A 17,012-nucleotide genomic window follows, 5' to 3' on the forward strand; every position below is an offset into this window, starting at 1 on the left:
AACCTCATGCTTGGCGGAGATTTAAGCGTCGCCCGCAGGGGCCTCATGTTCATTCTTTCAAGCCCCTCTGGCGCCGGGAAAACAACGCTTGCTGATCGATTGCTCGCCAGCGACAACAACCTGACTTTATCGATTTCGGCAACAACCCGTCAGCGCCGCCCGGGCGAGGCGCACGGCAAGGATTATTACTTCGTTTCCGAAGAAGAGTTCACGCGCATGCGTGAAAATGCCGAGTTTCTGGAATCCGCCAATGTCTTCGGTCATCACTACGGTACGCCGCGCAGCCTTGTCGAAGATACGTTACGGCAAGGGAAGGATGTTCTGTTCGATATCGACTGGCAAGGCGCGCAACAGCTCGACGAAGTCGCAGGCGAAGATGTCGTCAAGGTTTTCATCCTGCCGCCATCGCGCGAAGAGCTGGAGGCACGCTTGCGCAAGCGCGCGCAGGACCCTGAGGATGTCGTTCAAAAACGAATGGCGAAAGCCGACTCCGAAATGTCCCATTGGGCTGAGTATGACTACGTCATCATCAATTATGATCTCGACGAGTCCGAGGAGCTCTTGCGCTCGATTTTATTCGCCGAGCGCTTGAAACGCCGCCGCCAGATCGGTCTTGCCGCGATAGTCAAAGACATGATCGGCGACGGGTGACGCCCACACTCTCAGAGCGCTGAATTATTTCTTTGGCGTGTAGGTCATCTCGAAATAGGGCGACCACGAAGCGCCGCCATCTCTTGTCATCAGTACGTCAAACTTTTTGACGTCTGCGGACATGTCCCAACGCAGCATGAAATGCAGTCTGTCGCCCTCATCGTTCAGGGGAAAATAAGTGTCAGCGCGCAAGTTGGTGACGGCTAGAATGTTTTCTTCGATGAAGCGCCCTTCATAGATGTCCATCAGTCCGAACGTGTCGTCCAGGACGCTTACGCGATAGACCTTGCGATAAGGATCATAACTGAGGGTGGTGAGAAGTTTGACCGGCGCGTCGGTCCCCATGTCGGCCTCGGAGCGATCCTGCAGGCCGTAACCATTGAGAATGTATTCGATTTTTGCTTCTGATTTACGCAACGACGCTTCACCGTCCGGTGTATGGCGCACCCCCTCAACAATGAACTCGCCCTTAAGGGGGGTAAGCCGTTGCATCGCTAGTTGATGTGCATTGTCTTGTTGCTGCTGCGCGAGCGTTGCAGTCGACCCAAAGGCTGCAGCCAGCAGGCTTAAAACCACGACTAGTTTTTTCACGGAATTTTCCTCTCGTCAGAACATACAAAGTTGCTGTCTGCATACCACGCACACAGACCTGATGAGTAGTTGACGATGAAACCGTTAGTCTCGTGTACGGTTCGTTTGATCGAACCGCACAGCATTCATGAAACCTCGGCGAGACTATTTAAATTCGACTTTGCCGATTTCGTAAGATCGTGCGCCCCCGGGCGCCGCGACTTCCACCGTGTCGCCTTGCGCCTTGCCGATCAGCGCACGGGCGATGGGTGAGGAGACGGAAATTTTCGCCTGTTTCACGTCGGCTTCCAGTTCGCCGACAATCTGCCAGACTTTTTCTTCCTCAGTGTCTTCGTCGATGAGCGTGACCGTAGCGCCGAACTTGACCGTATCGCCATCGAGGGAGGCCACATCAATTACCTGGGCGCGGGTGTATTTATCCTCAAGATCGACGATCTGGCTTTCAATCCAGCCCTGGCGATCCTTGGCGGCGTGATATTCGGCGTTTTCCGAAAGGTCGCCATGCGCGCGCGCTTCCGCAATCGCCTGTATCACCGCCGGGCGTTCTTCGTTTTTTAGTTTTTTAAGGTCGGCTTCCAGTTTCTGGTAACCGCCCAAGGTCATGGGGAACTTTTCCATTTCCCGCCCTTTCTCATCGTCACGCCCAAGGCGCTTTGGAATTTAAGCGAAAAAAAGAGCGCGGCCGGGCGTTTCCGCGCCGGCCGTCGCTACATGCTTAGCGTTTGAGATAGTCCCCGGCGGCGCTGAGTTCAAGGCCGCCGGGTCAAGAAAATGTCATTTAGCGCCAGAAAATCTATTGAAAACAATAGATTATCCTTGCCTGCCGGTTACCAGATGCCTACGCGCTCTTCCGGCGGCAGGTAGAGCGCATCGTCTTCGGTAACGCCAAAGGCTTCATACCAGGCGTCGTGATTTCGCACGATGCCGTTGATCCGATACTGGGGCGGGCTGTGTGGATCGGTAAGAACCCGGCGACGCAGTTCGTCCTCACGCATCTTGGCCCGCCAGATCTGCGCCCATCCCAGGAAGAAACGCTGGTCGCCTGTGAGGCCATCGATGACTGGCGCCTCGCCGCCGCAACACTCGTCGAGATAACGGTGATACGCAGCGTAGCCCATCTGCAGCCCGCCGAGATCGCCAATGTTCTCGCCCATGGTCAGCGTGCCGTTGACGTTCAAGCCTTCAATAGGCTCATAGCTGTCATATTGCGCGCCGAGTTTGTCAGCCCGTTCCTGGAAGCGATTGTTCGCCGTATCGGTCCACCAGTCGCGGATGCGGCCTAGCTCGTCGAACCGCCGGCCCTGATCGTCAAAGCCGTGACCGATCTCGTGGCCGATGACAGCGCCGATAGCGCCATAGTTGACAGCCGGATCAGCATACGGATCAAAGAACGGCGGTTGCAGAATGCCCGCCGGGAATGTGATCTGGTTTAATAAGGGGTTGTAAGACGCGTTCACAGTTTGCGGCGGATATGGCCATATTTCGCGGTCAACCGGTCCGCCGAGACGGTTCAATTGTTCCTGCCACTGAAACGCAGTAATAGCCAATGCATTTTCCAGCAATGAGTCTTTACTGATTTCGAGCGGGGAGTAGTCCGTCCATATTTCCGTGTAGCCAATGCGCGGTTCGAATGTTGACAGCTTTAACAGCGCCTGTTCGCGCGTTTCGTCATCCATCCATTCGTTTTCCTGAAGCCTTACTTCTAAAGCTGAGGTAAGATTGCTGACGAGCTGTTCCATCTCGGCTTTGTAACTTGGCGGAAAATGACGTTCGACATAAATCTGCCCGACCGCTTCGCCGAGACCGGCATTGATCTGTTGTACGCCGCGTTTCCAGCGTTCACGCTTTTCTTCCGTTCCCTGAAGGGTTTTTCCGAAAAACTCGAAACTTGCGTCGTCGAAGTCTGTAGAGAGATTTTGTGTCTGCGCATTAATAAAATGAAACGCCAGATAGTCTTTGATGGTGTCGAGACCCGTATTGGCGAAGATCTCAGCGGCGCGGTCAATAGCTGTTGTTTGTGCAACAACGAATGTGGGCACATCGCTTAGGCCGGCTTCTGACAGGATTATGGGCCAGTCGAATTCCGGCGCGAGCGCGGAAAGCTGCTCCTGCGACATGGGGTTATAAATCTTCTGGATGTCGCGCGAATCCTGTTGTGACCAATGAACGCTCGCGAGTTCAGTTTCGAGCGCTATGACAGCGTCGGCGCGATCTGCGGGATTGTCGAGACCGGCGAGGGTGAACACGCTCGTGACGTAGTCGTCATAAGCCTCTCGATACTCAACAAAGCGATCTTCCTCGTTCAGATAATAATCGCGGTCCGGCATGCCGAGACCGGATTGTCCAACGAAGGCAATGTACTTTGTCGTGTCTGCCGGGTCGGGGATAATGCCGACGCCGAAGGGCGCATCGCCGTGAAGGCTTGCATAGGCCTGCATCAACGCTTCGTCAGTATCAATACCGTAAATCGCATCAAGATGTGATTGCAGCGGGACTGTACCCAATTCGTCGAGCCGGTCCACATTCATCCATGACGCGTAAAAGTCGCCGACTTTTTGTTCAAGGCTGCCTTGCTCTGAATTCTTGTCAGCCAATTCTTCCACAATAGCGCGAATGTCAGCTTCTGCGTCGAGACGTAGCTGATCGAACATGCCGTAGCGGGCGAGATCGCCTGGAATTTCCGTCTCCTTGAGCCAGGTCCCGTTTGCGTAAGCGTTAAAGTCGTCACCCGGCTCGACGGAAGTATCGCGCTGATCAAGCTCGACGCCCCAGTCGCCAAGCTGCGCCGATTGTGAGCCCGGTTGAGCCCCTTGTTCCGTTTGCGAAGCTTCCTGCTGCGAACATGCGGACATCGCACAAGCAGCAAGAGCTGCAGCGGCGACGCTGCAGATCAATTTCAATTTCATCGGTTTTTCCCTTCATTCATCATGCCGGCCGCTTAGAGCGAGCCAGCATTACGCTGAAACTAGCTCAAGCGCGGTGAATGAAAAAGGCTGTCCGGCGCAGGAACTATGCATTTAATCGCGAAAATAAGACTGTAATGGCGCAACTTCGAGCGCGCCTTCGCGCATGGCCTCAATCGCGCGAACGGCTGCGCGCGCGCCGGCGCAGGTCGTAATGCAGGGGATTTTCTGCGCCAGTGATGTCGTCCGGATAGAGCGTGAGTCCTTGATCGACTGTGCGCCTTCGGTGGTGTTGAAGACCATATTGATCTCGCCGTTCTTTAGCGCATCAACGATGTGTGGCCGGCCCTCCAGCACTTTATTGACACGAGAAATATCAAGGCCCTGAGCCTGAAGATAATCCGCCGTCCCACCGGTTGCGACGATTTTGAAGCCAATTTCGAGAAGACTTTTCGCGGCGCTGACCATCAATGGCTTGTCTGAATCTTTCAGTGAGATGAACACGCATCCGCTCATGGGAATGCGGGCGCCCGAAGCAATAAGGCTCTTGGCCCGGGCGCGGTCGAAATTCACGTCGATGCCCATGACCTCGCCTGTCGAGCGCATTTCAGGACCAAGCATGGTATCAACGCCGGGAAAACGCGAAAACGGGAAGACGACTTCCTTGACGGACATGTGCGTGTATTCAGGCCAGACAAGGTTGAGGTCCTTGATCTTTTGACCCGCCATGACTTTGGCGGCGATCCGCGCGACGGGCAGGCCGACCGATTTTGCGACGAACGGCACAGTGCGCGATGCGCGCGGATTAACTTCGAGCAGGAATATTGTTTCGCCCTTGATGGCGTACTGAACATTCATGAGGCCGATCACGCCAAGTTCCAGTGCCAGCCGTCTTGTCTGGTCCTTTAGTTCGGCAATGATATTTTCGGAAAGCGTATAAGGCGGAAGCGAGCAAGCGCTGTCGCCTGAATGCACGCCGGCTTCTTCGATATGTTCCATGACGCCAGCGATAAATACGTCCTCGCCGTCGCTGATAGCGTCGACATCGACCTCTATGGCGTTTTGCAAATACTGATCGAGGAGGAGCGGCTCGTCATCCGAGATTTCGATCAGGGCAGTTGCAAGATAATGTTTCAACGCCGTCTCATCACGCACGATTTCCATGGCGCGCCCGCCAAGGACATATGATGGACGGGTTACAAGAGGATAACCGACCTCGCCAGCTATCTCGGCCGCTTTTTCTTTTGATGGCGCGGTGGCGTTTTTGGGTTGCAGAAGCCCGAGCTTGTTGACCAACCCTTGAAATCGCTCGCGATCTTCCGCCAGATCGATAGCATCATAAGGCGTGCCGAGAATGGGAACGCCTTCGGATTCCAGGATGCCAGCGAGTTTCAACGGCGTCTGGCCGCCATATTGAACGATCACGCCGAGAAGTTTGCCACTTTCCCGTTCTTTGCCGACGATCTCAAGAACGTCTTCTGCAGTCAGCGGTTCGAAATAGAGCCGGTCCGATGTGTCATAGTCTGTCGAGACTGTTTCCGGATTGCAGTTGACCATGATTGATTCAACGCCAATGTCGGCAAGCGCGAACGCTGCGTGGCAGCAGCAATAGTCAAACTCGATGCCCTGGCCGATGCGGTTCGGCCCGCCGCCGAGGATGATGACTTTTTTCCGGTCGGATGGCGCAGATTCACATTGTGGTTGCTCGCCGAAAGATGTTTCGTAGGCGGAGTACATGTAGGGCGTTTTCGCTGCGAATTCAGCCGCACAGGTGTCAATGCGTTTAAAGACAGGTGTGACGTCGCGTTCGCGGCGGAAATCACGGACCTGTTTTTCCGTAGCGCCGCAGAGTTGAGAAAGACGTTTGTCGGAAAAGCCCATGGCTTTTACGGCGCGCAAGGTCTCAGCATCTGATGGCAGTCCGTCTGCTTCGATCCGTTTTTCCATGGTGACGATTTCCGCAATCTGTTCCAGAAACCATGGATCGTATTGGGTAATGGCGCGCACCTGTTCGATGGGCAATTCATGACGGAACGCCTGCGCCGTGACGCGCAACCGGTCCGGCGTGGGCGCGGCCAGCGCCGCACGAAACGCGTTGAGGTCGTCGCCTTCGCCAAGGCCCGGAACGGCGATGGGATCGAACCCGCAAAGCCCGGTTTCAAGGGAACGCAATGCTTTTTGGGCCGACTCCGCGAAGGTCCGGCCGATGGCCATGGCCTCGCCCACGGACTTCATCGCTGTCGAGAGCATGGGCTCGGAGCCCGGAAATTTTTCAAAGGCAAAGCGTGGAATTTTGGTGACGATATAATCGATAGTCGGCTCAAACGCCGCTGGCGTCGCGCCGGTTATGTCGTTGTCCAACTCGTCGAGCGTGTAGCCGATAGCGAGCTTTGCGGCGATGCGCGCGATGGGAAAGCCTGTCGCTTTTGAAGCGAGGGCGGAGGAACGCGACACGCGCGGGTTCATCTCAATGACCACAAGGCGGCCGTTATCCGGATTGACCGCGAACTGCACATTCGATCCGCCGGTCTCAACGCCGATCTCGCGCATGACGGCGATGGAGGCGTTGCGCATGATCTGAAACTCTTTGTCCGTCAGCGTCAGGGCGGGCGCAACGGTGATGGAATCGCCCGTATGAACGCCCATGGGGTCGACGTTTTCAATGGAACAGATGATGACGCAATTGTCCGCCTTGTCGCGAACAACTTCCATCTCGTATTCTTTCCAGCCGAGAAGGCTTTCGTCGATCAGCACCTGACCTACGGGTGAGGCGTCGATGCCTGAACGCACAAATTGTTCGAACTCCTCACGGTTATAGGCGACGCCGCCGCCTGTGCCCCCGAGGGTGAACGCAGGACGGATAATCGCAGGCAGGCCAATGTCATCAAGAAACTTAAGCGCGTTGGCGACGCCGCTGGCGCGATCGTAGCCGACAATCTTGCCGGCCTCGTCTTTTATGGGCGGTGATCCTGCAATGGCCGAGCGCGGGTTCTCCAGCCCGATCTTTTCCATCGCCGTACGGAACTTTTCGCGGTCCTCGGCTTTTTCAATGACGTCGGCGCGGGCGCCGATCATCTCAACGCCGTATTTTTCGAGAACGCCTGCCTGTTCGAGATCGAGCGCGCAGTTGAGCGCCGTCTGTCCGCCCATCGTCGGGAGCAGCGCATCGGGACGCTCGCGGGCGATGACTTTTTCCACATATTCCGGCGTGATCGGTTCCACATAGGTGGCGTCGGCGAGCTCCGGGTCGGTCATGATCGTCGCCGGGTTCGAATTCACCAGAATGACCCGGTAGCCTTCTTCTTTGAGGGCTTTGACGGCCTGAACGCCTGAATAATCGAACTCGCAAGCCTGTCCGATGACGATCGGGCCAGCGCCAATGATGAGGATGGAAGAAAGGTCAGTACGTTTCGGCATATTTACTCGCGCGCAGCCCGCGCCAGAGGGCGCGCGTGATAGCGCCCGCATGCACGGGAATCTTCAGAATCAATTGTCGGTTAAAGCGTTGTCTTAGGTGAAGGAGCCGCAAAGGGGAAGGCTTGGGTGCTGAAAAAGGGCGGATTGGAAGCAGAAAAATCGCCTATGGGCGATTGGAGGCGCCGGGACGGCATTTAAGGGGCTGTGTCACTAACCGAAGGGGCAAGTCTAACAAAAGTTTTACCCATTAAGGGGGCGTTACGCGGCGGCTTCTCATGTTATCGTCCGCCGGAATCAGAGCCACGCCATTGGGAGGCATTTCATGAGCTTATTCAGAGCGATTGCAGTTAGTGCGGCAGCCTTTAGCGCCATGCCTGCTGCGGCCCAGCAAACAATTGATATCCAGGAGTGGGAGGTTCCTTATGAAAACTCCCGGCCGCGCGATCCGTTCGCTGAAAGCGCCAACTCGGTCTGGTTCGTTGGCCAGCGGGCAGGGTATCTGGCGCATCTTAACGCCGAGACGGGCGAGTTTCACAAGGTCGATCTCAAAGAGGGGTCCGCGCCGCACAATCTGATTGTCGATTCGAAAGGCATCGTCTGGTACGCGGGCAATAAGACGGCGCTGATCGGTCGTTATGATCCCAAGACGAAAGAGATTGAGGAAATCCCGATGCCTGATCCGGCGGCGCGCGATCCGCACACGCTGATCATGGATGACGAAGAAGAACATATCTGGTTCACCCTGCAGGGCGCCAATATGATAGGGCGTTTGACGCTGGAGGGTCGCAAAGTCGATCTCGTTCCGTCGCCAGTCGAAAACTCGCGTCCTTATGGCATCAAGATCGGGCCGGACGGCGTGATCTGGGTAGTGCTGCTTGGTACGAACAAGCTTCTCGGCATGGATCCGGAAACGATGGACTACCGCGTGTTCGATCTGCCGCGCGAGGAAGCGCGACCGCGCCGCCTGGAAGTAACGAGCGACGGCCGGGTCTGGTATGTGGATTACGCCAAGGGTTATCTTGGCGCCTATGATCCGGAAGCGGATGAATTTGAGGAATGGCAGATGCCGCAGGGCGAGGGTGCAAGGCCCTATGGTACGGCGTCAGACTCATCTGACCGTATCTGGGCTGTCGCCACAGGCGTGCAACCGAACATGTTCATGGGCTTCGATCCAGAAACGGAAGAATGGTTCAGCGCAACCCCGGTGCCGTCCGGCGGCGGCACCATCCGCCACATGCATTATCACCAGCCTTCAGGCGCAGTGTGGTTCGGCGCCGACACCAACTATATCGGACGTGCGATTGTTGAGCCTCAGGACGAGTAATAAATCCAACGTCTGCGATTCCCTACGGCTAGACTGTGGGGACCATTTCTGACTGTTAGAATAAGCAGGCTTAGCTGGACGCCACGGTTAAACCGTGGCGAGTCGTCCATGAATGACTGTCTTACTGCCAGCGCTTTGACAGTTTTTGATCCATTTCGTTCGCCGGTTTCGTTTCCGCACCGCCATAGCCAGTAATGGAATCGGCGACGAATGGGTTGGACTGCCGCTCGCGGTTGAATGTCGATGCAGGTCCGTGCCCGGGCACGAACTGCAGATCGCCCAAAGGCCAAAGTTTGTGAGTAATTGAATTGATCAGCGTGTCGTGATCGCCGCGCGGAAAATCAGTCCGCCCGATTGACCCGGCAAAAAGAACATCGCCGACGAACGCCAGGTTTGCTTGCCTGTGAAAGATCACCACATGGCCCGGCGTGTGGCCAGGTGTGTAGACGACGCCGAATTCGTTGCCATCTAGTTCAAGCGTATCGCCGTCATTCAGCCACTTGTCAGGTGCGCAGTTTTCGCCCATCCCCGGATGGCCGTAACGCGCCCAGTGATCGGCGATTTCATCAAGCCAGAAAGTGTCTTCTTTATGCGGGCCGATAATCGGCGCGCCGGTTTTGCGTTTTACCGCCTCAGCGCCGCCTGCGTGATCGAGATGACCATGGGTCAGCCAGATCTGTTCAATTGTTGCATCGAACTCTTCGGCGGCTTTCAGAATTTTATCCGGTTCGCCGCCGGGATCGACGACCGCCGCCTTGCCGCTGGCGGCGCGGATGATGGAACAGTTCTGCTGGAACGGCGTTACGGGAACGACGCGAACCTGAAACGGGGGCTGTGGTTGTGCGTTAGTCATGAACCAAGTGATAACGGCTTGATCAGCCGATGGCTATGGCGCGTAACGTCACGAGCGCCGTGGCGCAATGAACGCGCTTGCCGTCCGTTTCGCCATAGACATCCGACTGCACGACGCCGATCGTGCCGCCGGCGGAGATGACGCGTGCTTCCGCTGCGAGCATATCGCCCTCGGCCGGTTTCATCAGGTTGATCTTGAGTTCGATGGTGAGGCACGCCTTGCCCTCGGGCAGGGTGGAGGCGTAGGCCGCTCCAGCCGCGTGATCGGCAAGCCCCGTAACGACGCCGGCATGCACATAGCCCATGAACTGGGTGAGTTCTTCCTTAGGCGCCGCTTCCAGCGTGACTTTGCCTTCTTCGAAGTCGCGCACCTTGAAACCGGAGGCTTTCGTAAAGCCCGTGCCGGTGATCCGTTCGAATATTTCTCTCAAATCTCGTTTCATCGGAGAAAGTTATGAGGCGGCGCGCGGTTAGGGAACACAAAATAGCAGTCGCCCGACGGCGCTTGCCAAACAGAGCCACGATGTTTCACAAGGCTGACGATGTTGACGATTTCCAATCGGGATGCGCGCAGGCTGTGGCTGACGCGCCAGGGGCTTGCTGCGCAACCAACCGGCGCGCTCGATCAGGCGGGGCTCATGGCGATCATCGACGGGCTCGGTTTCGTGCAGCTCGATACGATCCGCATTATCGCCCGCGCGCATGATCATATTCTGTGGTCGCGCAACCAGAATTACCGCGAAAGCATGCTCGACGATCTGGTGAAGGACCGGCTGGCGTTTGAGCATTTCACCCATGACGCGTCGGTGCTGCCAATGGAATATTATCCCTATTGGCGCCGCCAGTTTGGCCGCATGATCGAAAAGATCACAAAAAGCCGCTGGGGCGCGTTCATGCCGCCAAAAAAAGAACGCGATAAAATCTACAACCGCGTGGCGGCGGAAGGGCCATTGTGTTCCGGCGACTTCAAAGCCGCGCCGGGCGCAAGCCGTAAGGAAGGGTGGGCGCGTCCGCCGCACAAGTTTGTGCTCGACGGGCTGTGGTACGGCGGCGAGCTTGCCACCTGTCATCGCCGCAATTTCATTAAGTATTATGCCGTGCGGGAAAAGGTGATCCCGCCGAAAATGCTGAACAATACGGTGAGTGATGCGCGCGCGGTAGAATGGCTGTGTTCTGGCGCGCTCGAGCGTATGGGCTTCGCAACCGCCGGCGACATTCAGCGTTACTGGGATGCCGTCTCGCTCGATGAAGTGAAGGCGTGGCTAAAAAAGCGCAAGAGCCAGTTGATGGAAGTTAAGGTGACCTGCGCCGACGGCGCGCATTTTCATGCCTTTGCGCCCTGCGATATTAAAGAACGGATTGATCAGTTGAAAGCGCCGACGAGCCGCTTGCGTCTGCTTAACCCTTTCGATCCGGTGGTTCGCGACCGCAACCGTTTGCAGCGGCTTTTCGGGTTTGATTACAGGAATGAGATGTTCACGCCCGCCGCGAAACGTCAGTATGGGTATTACATCTATCCGATTCTGGAGGGCGAGCGCATGATCGGCCGTATCGAGGCGAAAGCCGACCGTAAAAAAGAAACCATCACTGTCGATAACGTCTGGTGGGAAACGAAAGTAAAAGCGACGGCGGCGCGCCTGAAAAAACTCGACGCGGAACTCGACCGGATGGGAAGATTTGTCGGATGCGGTAAAGTGGCAAGAAAAGCAGGCAATCGATAGGTTAAATGCCCATTGATGGCCCAAACATGATATGGGCTGAGGTGGAGAAAAATATCTGTTATTAAGCTAAACAGCAGCTCTTGATCTCTACTGCACAACGCTTTTCACACAGTTCAGATCGCCATCCAATTCTATGCGGTAAATGCCTTTGGGCTCGCTGCGATAGGAATTGAAGTAGATATATTTCCCATCCGGTGAGAAGAAGGGGTACTCGTCTTTCGCTGGATGGTCAGTGATCCGACGAACATTTTCGCCATTGGCGCTCATCAGATAAAGATCGGGTTCGCCGGAGGCTTGACTCCGGTCCGATGCGAAAACGATGGTATCGCCTTCCGGTGACCAACTCGCGTAACCCTCTTCAGTCGCTTCGTCGGTCAATTGGGAAATGTCGCCGGTATTCGCATCAATAACATATATATTATAGTCTTCGCCTTCATCCTGGCGGTTGAACAGTATTTTTGAATCGTCGGGAGAAAATTGCCCGTGCGCTTCATAACCGTCAAAATCGGTCCATCGTTTCAACTGGCCATCAGATTTACGATAAGTGTAAATATCTGATGCGCCGGTTCGGTAGGAATTAAACAAGATACGTTCGCCATCCGAGGAGTAGCTGGCGAGCCACTCCCAATCATCGTGCGGCGCAATTGTCGTCATCTCGCCAGTTGCAAGGTCGTATTCGACAATATCTGTTCTTCCATTCTCTGTAGGCGCAATATTGAGAAGCCTGTTACCGTCGGGAGAAAACACCGCGCCGTTATTTAGATTTGGAATCTCGGTGCGCGCGCCGGTGATAAGGTCCAGCAGGTAAAGACCGCTTTCTTCACCATTGCGATTCCAGCCGATCGCTAATTTGGCGCCGTCAGGCGATAAGCCATCAAAGTGAAACTGCTGTCTGTCCGGATCGACGGCGACATGCTCTATCAAGCAGCCGCCAGGATCGGTGGACGTCTCATACGTTATTGTTTGAACCTGAGCGCAAGACGTTGTCAGCAGGCCGATGATGCCAATGGCGTAATATGGTGAAATCATTCGCACGCTACCTCCTTCGCCGAGTTTCCGATTACCGGCAGTTGGCCGTGGCCGTGCTGTGCATTAATACGCACATCGACTTTATTCGTATCGTTTGGCTCCATAACATGCAAGCTGTAACCGACGGAACGATTGGCGCCAGTGATTTCCATGAAAGGACTATAGTTGGCGGCGCCACACAGTGTCTTAAAGGTTCGCCACTTAGAACCCGCCCCGACGTAGTGATCCGCCAGGCCGGTCGGTTTCAACCTTATCGCTGCAATTGCGTTCTAAGCACTATCAATCAAACGATTTGATGTTGAACGCCTCGTGGATTTCCGCTGGTTTGAACATATCCGATCCCTTGATGATGGTATCGACCTTGTAAAGGTCGGCGAGGTCTTTGATCGGGTCGCCATCGACGATGATGAGATGCGCTTTTTTGTTCGGGCTGATTGACCCGAGCGACTGGTCAAGGCCGAGATGCCGCGCCGATTCAATCGTTGCAAGCTGCAGGACTTCATTGGCGGGGATGCCGGCATCGCCGAATAGCTCAAGTTCGCGCAGCAAGACGAAACCCGGGAACCCGGCGTCGGTGCCGGGCAGAACGCGCACGCCCTTTCCGTGAAGCTTGCGGATAAGGTCGCGCGCGACCGCCGCCGTGCGGGCGCCTTCTTCCTCGATGCCTTTGTTAAAACCTTCGCCTGCGATCAGACCGGATTGCTGCGATTGCGGAAGGTGATCGTAGAAATTCGCCGCCTCGACCAGAATGTCGCCCGGTGTTTCGAGGAACGTGCCCTGAAAGATCGTGTGCGTCGGATCGTGGGCGATGCCTTGTTCCACCATCAGGTTGATGAAATCTTCGACTTCAGCGGAATCGAGATCAAGGTTTCCGCCCTCGCGCGCAGGCACAATGAACCGTTGCGGCGTACGCGTATCAATTTCCTCCGCATTCATGAAGTTGAGAAACAGCATGTTGACGTGAGTAATTTCGTCATAGCCTGCGCGGATCGCCTGTTCCGCCGTCATGTAGGCGGGAATGTGGCCGAGCACGGTGAGGCCGTGCGCATGGGCCCGTTCCGCAATCGGCTCGACCCAATCTGGCTCAATGGAGCTGTAGAGTTTTATGCCGCGAAAGCCGCGCTGTGCATACCAGTCGACGAATTCCAGCGCTTCGTCGAGCGTGTCGGCGAGCATGCCCGTGGGCGCGGCGTAGGGGGAGCGTTTGTCGATGAAGCCCATGGCGTGCACATCGGGCCCGGCGATGTCGCGGTTCGCGAGGTCACGCTTTAGTTGGATGATATAATCGGGATCATTCGCCATGTCGCGAATGTTGAGAACGCCGGCGGAGATGTAGTTGAAAAGATTGTTGGTGCCGACATGGGCGTGCATGTCCCACAGGGCGGGCAGCACCATCTTGCCTTTTGCGTCGATCACTATCGCGTCTTCAGGCGCATCGACGCGTTCGTGATAGACCGCCGCAATGACGCCGTCCTGAACGAAGATTGTCGACCGGCGATGAACTTCGCCCGTAAGACTGTCGAACAGGCGTGCGTTTGTAATGACAACAAGACCGCTTGCATTATGCCGGAAGCTTTCTGAAAGCGACGCGGTTCTTTCATTGGTCGCGGCTGTCTGGCGTTCCTTCATGATCGGCATCGCCGACGCCATGCCTTCTGGCGCGATAGCGAACCAGCCATAATCGGCGCCAAACAGGTTCAGGTCCTCGTCAAGCCAGATATATGTTGGGTAAGGGCCCTCCGTATACAGCGCATAAAGCGTAGCGTTAACGTCGCCATCAGAAGAGGGGAAAGCCGCGCTTTCAAGCTCTTCAATGCGCATCTCGCCTGCGGGCAGGGTCGGCAAGGTTCTGTCCGGCGCGTCAAGCAGGACGCGCGCCATTATCGCCGTATGTTCGGGAATGCCCGAAAGGGTGAGCGTATAAAGCGACGTTGTAGTGACAGCCTTTTCGCCGGATATGGCGCCGGCGTTCCAGCGCGCAACGCCGTCTTCCATTGAAAATGTTTCGCTTGCATCGCCCTTGGCGTAGGTCAGTCCGGTGATGGTTATGGAAATAGGGACGCCGTCTTCATTGAGGACGTAGTCGGCTTCGATCTCCGGCCCGCGCCCGCGGTCATTAAACGAAAACTGCATGGAAACGGCGCCGTCATCGCCTTCCTCGACAATCAGTTCGCCGGAGGGCTCGCCAATGGTGAGCCAGTCATAGCGGCGTATCTCTGCCCCGGCCGCGCTGGCGCTGGCGATGAAGGTTATGGCGGCAAGCGCCGCGCTAAAGATTCCGAGTTTCATAATGTCCCCTTATTTGACGAACGATTCGACAAGCCGCGTGCGTTCAAACCTACACGGTCATCACGGCAGTGTCATTGCGCGGTGCGGTCGGGGGGGGGGAGGTCGAAAACGCTTTCGCGCTTTCTAGTGGTGTTAGCGTCCAAGTATAACACTTATAGCTTTTAATGCGGCAGCGATAGCGCCTAGCATAGTTCCACCGATAATTGCAAAACTTTTACAATCTGCTTCAAGTTTTTGTAGTGAAGGCCTCAATTGATCCCGGAGTTCATCCAAGTTTACCCAGCCGCGTTTGATTTGGGCTTGGATTATGTCGATGTTGATCAAATGTGACTCAGCGCCATCAGTAGCGTATTGCCCTCGGTTGTGATCGCGTGCGAATTCGTCTTTGATTTCATCCAGTGAACGTTCAAGTTGATCGAATGGCTCTTGATTATCCCGGACGCTAACATAGCGATCAGATGCGTAAACTAACCCTTCTTGTTCTTCAACAAAGATCGATTCGTTCTGGTCTTTGTCCTTATGTTTTATGTGGATGCTATAAATAGAGCGTGCTTCGCTTGTGTGTAGAGAGTTTAGTGCCGGCTCATGCTCGTAGATGGTTATGATATAATTATCAACATTATCCTTATAATGACGAGTTTCGCACCGTTGTAAACCTTTTCCTGTTATTGTGGCGCGCATTTGAAGCATAGTTGGAAACTCGACGAGTTTTTCGTCTCGTAGAGCATCCAACGCTTTTTTGATCAGGATAGGCTTATAGCCATCGACGCTGATTTCATTTGTTATAGAATCAAAAAAATCATCGTCTATGTAGTCTATTCGCAAAATAGCCTGTTGAAGTCCGTATAGGCAAAGGTCTTTCAAAGTTTGAAAGCTAAAATCCTCGCTCACGCCGCCTTCCTCAGCCCGTCCACAAACCGCTTGAAAATATAAAAGCTGTCTTCCGGTCCCGGGGAGGCTTCCGGGTGGTGCTGCACGGAAAAGGCCGGCGCGTCCTTCATCGCGATGCCGCAGTTTGTGCCGTCGAACAGAGACACATGCGTTTCTTCCACATTGGCGGGGAGGGCCGCGCCATCCACCGTAAAGCCGTGGTTCATGGAAACGACCTCGACCTTGCCGGTCGAAAGGTCTTTCACCGGATGGTTGGCGCCATGATGGCCCTGGGGCATTTTCTTCGTTTTCGCGCCGGCGGCGAGCGCCAGCATCTGATGGCCGAGGCAGATGCCGAGCGTCGGGATTTTGTTTTCAATCAGCTTACGGATCACCGGCACGGCGTATTCGCCTGTAGCCGCCGGGTCGCCCGGACCATTGGAGAGGACAACGCCGTCCGGGTTCTTTTCCATGATCTCTTCGTAGCTCGCCTTCGCCGGGACGACACTGACGCGGCACCCTTCAGCAGCGAGACGGCGCAGGATGTTTCGTTTGACGCCATAATCAATGACGACAATGTGCGGGCCGGAACCGTCATGGGCGCCGTAGCCCTTGTTCCATTCCCAGCCGTTTTCGGTGTGCGCGTAAGGGGTAAGTGTTGTGACGTCTTTCGCCAGATCGCGCCCCTCTAGCCCCGCCCATTCGGCGGCGCGTTTTTTCAAAGATTCAATATCGAATTGCCCGGACAGGTTATGCGCGACGACGCCATGAGGCATGCCTTTTTCGCGGATGAGCGCGGTCAGCGCGCGCGTGTCGATGCCGGAGATGCCGACTATCCCGCGCCGGCGCATCCAGGGCGAGATGTCGAGTTGCGCGCGGTAGTTCGACGGGTTGGTCGGGACCGCGCGGAAGATCGCCCCGCGCGCCGCCATGGATTTCGAATCGCTTTCAACGTCGTCTGCGTTAACGCCTACATTGCCGATATGCGGGGCGGTGAAGGTGATTAACTGACCCGCGTATGACAGGTCGGTCAGAATCTCCTGATAGCCGCTCATGGCCGTATTGAAACAAACCTCGCCCACGGCCTCGCCCGCCGCGCCAACCCCTTGCCCGTAAAGGGTTGTTCCATCGGCTAAAACCAGGACGGCGGTGGGACGTTCGGCGGGTGCTTGACTAATTTTCATTGATGCATATCTCTTCGCGGCTTTGTTGCTTCAGGCGACGAGCGTGACCGGGCTGGCGATGAAGCGGTCCCGTCGCGCAAATTGGCCGGAAGCTATGCGAACGGACCAGACGGGTCAATGACGGATAAGCTTGGAATTATCCATAGAAAACAACTAGATAAAATTTAAACAGACGCTGCGG

Annotated in this window: 13 protein-coding genes; 3 read left to right on the top strand and 10 right to left on the bottom strand. The window is 55.6% G+C overall.

The window, feature by feature from the left end:
- The first annotated feature begins 6 nt into the window (after positions 1-6).
- Positions 7-651, top strand: a complete 645-nt coding sequence (gene gmk, locus PUV54_RS12350; RefSeq protein ID WP_274492559.1) for a guanylate kinase — start codon at positions 7-9, stop codon at positions 649-651.
- A 24-nt stretch (positions 652-675) separates the two neighbouring features.
- On the opposite strand, the gene PUV54_RS12355 is transcribed toward gmk, so the two are convergent.
- The 4 genes from PUV54_RS12355 to carB form a co-directional block, all read right to left on the bottom strand.
- On the bottom strand, positions 676-1,242 hold the full coding sequence (locus PUV54_RS12355; RefSeq protein WP_274492561.1) for a DUF1579 family protein: 567 nt from the start codon (positions 1,240-1,242) through the stop codon (positions 676-678).
- Positions 1,243-1,386: 144 nt separating this feature from the next.
- On the bottom strand, positions 1,387-1,860 hold the full coding sequence (gene greA, locus PUV54_RS12360; protein ID WP_274492562.1) for a transcription elongation factor GreA: 474 nt from the start codon (positions 1,858-1,860) through the stop codon (positions 1,387-1,389).
- A 209-nt stretch (positions 1,861-2,069) separates the two neighbouring features.
- A complete protein-coding gene (locus PUV54_RS12365) occupies positions 2,070-4,148 on the bottom strand; it encodes a M13 family metallopeptidase (protein WP_274492563.1) in 2,079 nt (692 codons plus the stop codon).
- Between the two features lie 111 nt (positions 4,149-4,259).
- Entirely contained in the window at positions 4,260-7,562 is a 3,303-nt protein-coding gene (carB, locus tag PUV54_RS12370) for a carbamoyl-phosphate synthase large subunit (protein ID WP_274492565.1), read from the bottom strand.
- Between the two features lie 322 nt (positions 7,563-7,884).
- Between carB and PUV54_RS12375 the strand changes: the two genes are divergently transcribed.
- Positions 7,885-8,886 (top strand): Vgb family protein, encoded by a 1,002-nt coding sequence (locus PUV54_RS12375; RefSeq protein ID WP_274492566.1) that lies wholly within the window; start codon positions 7,885-7,887, stop codon positions 8,884-8,886.
- 121 nt (positions 8,887-9,007) lie between these two features.
- Here the strand turns inward: PUV54_RS12375 and PUV54_RS12380 are convergent, their stop codons facing one another.
- Both PUV54_RS12380 and PUV54_RS12385 read right to left on the bottom strand, forming a co-directional pair.
- Positions 9,008-9,739, bottom strand: coding sequence for an MBL fold metallo-hydrolase (locus PUV54_RS12380; RefSeq protein ID WP_274492567.1), 732 nt, complete (start codon positions 9,737-9,739; stop codon positions 9,008-9,010).
- Positions 9,740-9,761: 22 nt separating this feature from the next.
- Positions 9,762-10,181: a PaaI family thioesterase gene (locus PUV54_RS12385; protein ID WP_274492568.1), complete on the bottom strand. Its 420-nt coding sequence runs from the start codon at positions 10,179-10,181 to the stop codon at positions 9,762-9,764.
- A gap of 99 nt (positions 10,182-10,280) precedes the next feature.
- Between PUV54_RS12385 and PUV54_RS12390 the strand changes: the two genes are divergently transcribed.
- Positions 10,281-11,459: a winged helix-turn-helix domain-containing protein gene (locus PUV54_RS12390; protein ID WP_274492570.1), complete on the top strand. Its 1,179-nt coding sequence runs from the start codon at positions 10,281-10,283 to the stop codon at positions 11,457-11,459.
- 87 nt (positions 11,460-11,546) lie between these two features.
- On the opposite strand, the gene PUV54_RS12395 is transcribed toward PUV54_RS12390, so the two are convergent.
- The 4 genes from PUV54_RS12395 to carA all read right to left on the bottom strand — a co-directional run bounded on the left by PUV54_RS12395 (position 11,547) and on the right by carA (position 16,831).
- On the bottom strand, positions 11,547-12,488 hold the full coding sequence (locus tag PUV54_RS12395; RefSeq protein ID WP_274492571.1) for a TolB family protein: 942 nt from the start codon (positions 12,486-12,488) through the stop codon (positions 11,547-11,549).
- Between the two features lie 279 nt (positions 12,489-12,767).
- Entirely contained in the window at positions 12,768-14,777 is a 2,010-nt protein-coding gene (locus PUV54_RS12400) for an amidohydrolase family protein (RefSeq protein ID WP_274492573.1), read from the bottom strand.
- A gap of 132 nt (positions 14,778-14,909) precedes the next feature.
- Positions 14,910-15,668, bottom strand: coding sequence for a hypothetical protein (locus tag PUV54_RS12405; protein ID WP_274492574.1), 759 nt, complete (start codon positions 15,666-15,668; stop codon positions 14,910-14,912).
- A complete protein-coding gene (gene carA / locus PUV54_RS12410) occupies positions 15,665-16,831 on the bottom strand; it encodes a glutamine-hydrolyzing carbamoyl-phosphate synthase small subunit (RefSeq protein ID WP_274492575.1) in 1,167 nt (388 codons plus the stop codon). The genes PUV54_RS12405 and carA overlap by 4 nt, the downstream gene beginning before the upstream one ends.
- Between the last annotated feature and the right edge of the window lie 181 nt (positions 16,832-17,012).

The organism is Hyphococcus flavus, assembly GCF_028748065.1.
Classification (GTDB): domain Bacteria; phylum Pseudomonadota; class Alphaproteobacteria; order Caulobacterales; family Parvularculaceae; genus Hyphococcus; species Hyphococcus flavus.

Excerpts from the sequence above, each read along its gene's own strand:
- gmk (WP_274492559.1), top strand. The coding sequence starts at position 7 with ATGCTTGGCGGAGATTTAAGCGTCGCCCGCAGGGGCCTCATGTTCATT.
- greA (WP_274492562.1), bottom strand. The coding sequence starts at position 1,860 with ATGGAAAAGTTCCCCATGACCTTGGGCGGTTACCAGAAACTGGAAGCC.
- PUV54_RS12365 (WP_274492563.1), bottom strand. The coding sequence starts at position 4,148 with ATGAAATTGAAATTGATCTGCAGCGTCGCCGCTGCAGCTCTTGCTGCT.
- carB (WP_274492565.1), bottom strand. The coding sequence starts at position 7,562 with ATGCCGAAACGTACTGACCTTTCTTCCATCCTCATCATTGGCGCTGGC.
- PUV54_RS12375 (WP_274492566.1), top strand. The coding sequence starts at position 7,885 with ATGAGCTTATTCAGAGCGATTGCAGTTAGTGCGGCAGCCTTTAGCGCC.
- PUV54_RS12380 (WP_274492567.1), bottom strand. The coding sequence starts at position 9,739 with ATGACTAACGCACAACCACAGCCCCCGTTTCAGGTTCGCGTCGTTCCC.
- PUV54_RS12385 (WP_274492568.1), bottom strand. The coding sequence starts at position 10,181 with ATGAAACGAGATTTGAGAGAAATATTCGAACGGATCACCGGCACGGGC.
- PUV54_RS12390 (WP_274492570.1), top strand. The coding sequence starts at position 10,281 with ATGTTGACGATTTCCAATCGGGATGCGCGCAGGCTGTGGCTGACGCGC.
- PUV54_RS12395 (WP_274492571.1), bottom strand. The coding sequence starts at position 12,488 with ATGATTTCACCATATTACGCCATTGGCATCATCGGCCTGCTGACAACG.
- PUV54_RS12400 (WP_274492573.1), bottom strand. The coding sequence starts at position 14,777 with ATGAAACTCGGAATCTTTAGCGCGGCGCTTGCCGCCATAACCTTCATC.
- carA (WP_274492575.1), bottom strand. The coding sequence starts at position 16,831 with ATGAAAATTAGTCAAGCACCCGCCGAACGTCCCACCGCCGTCCTGGTT.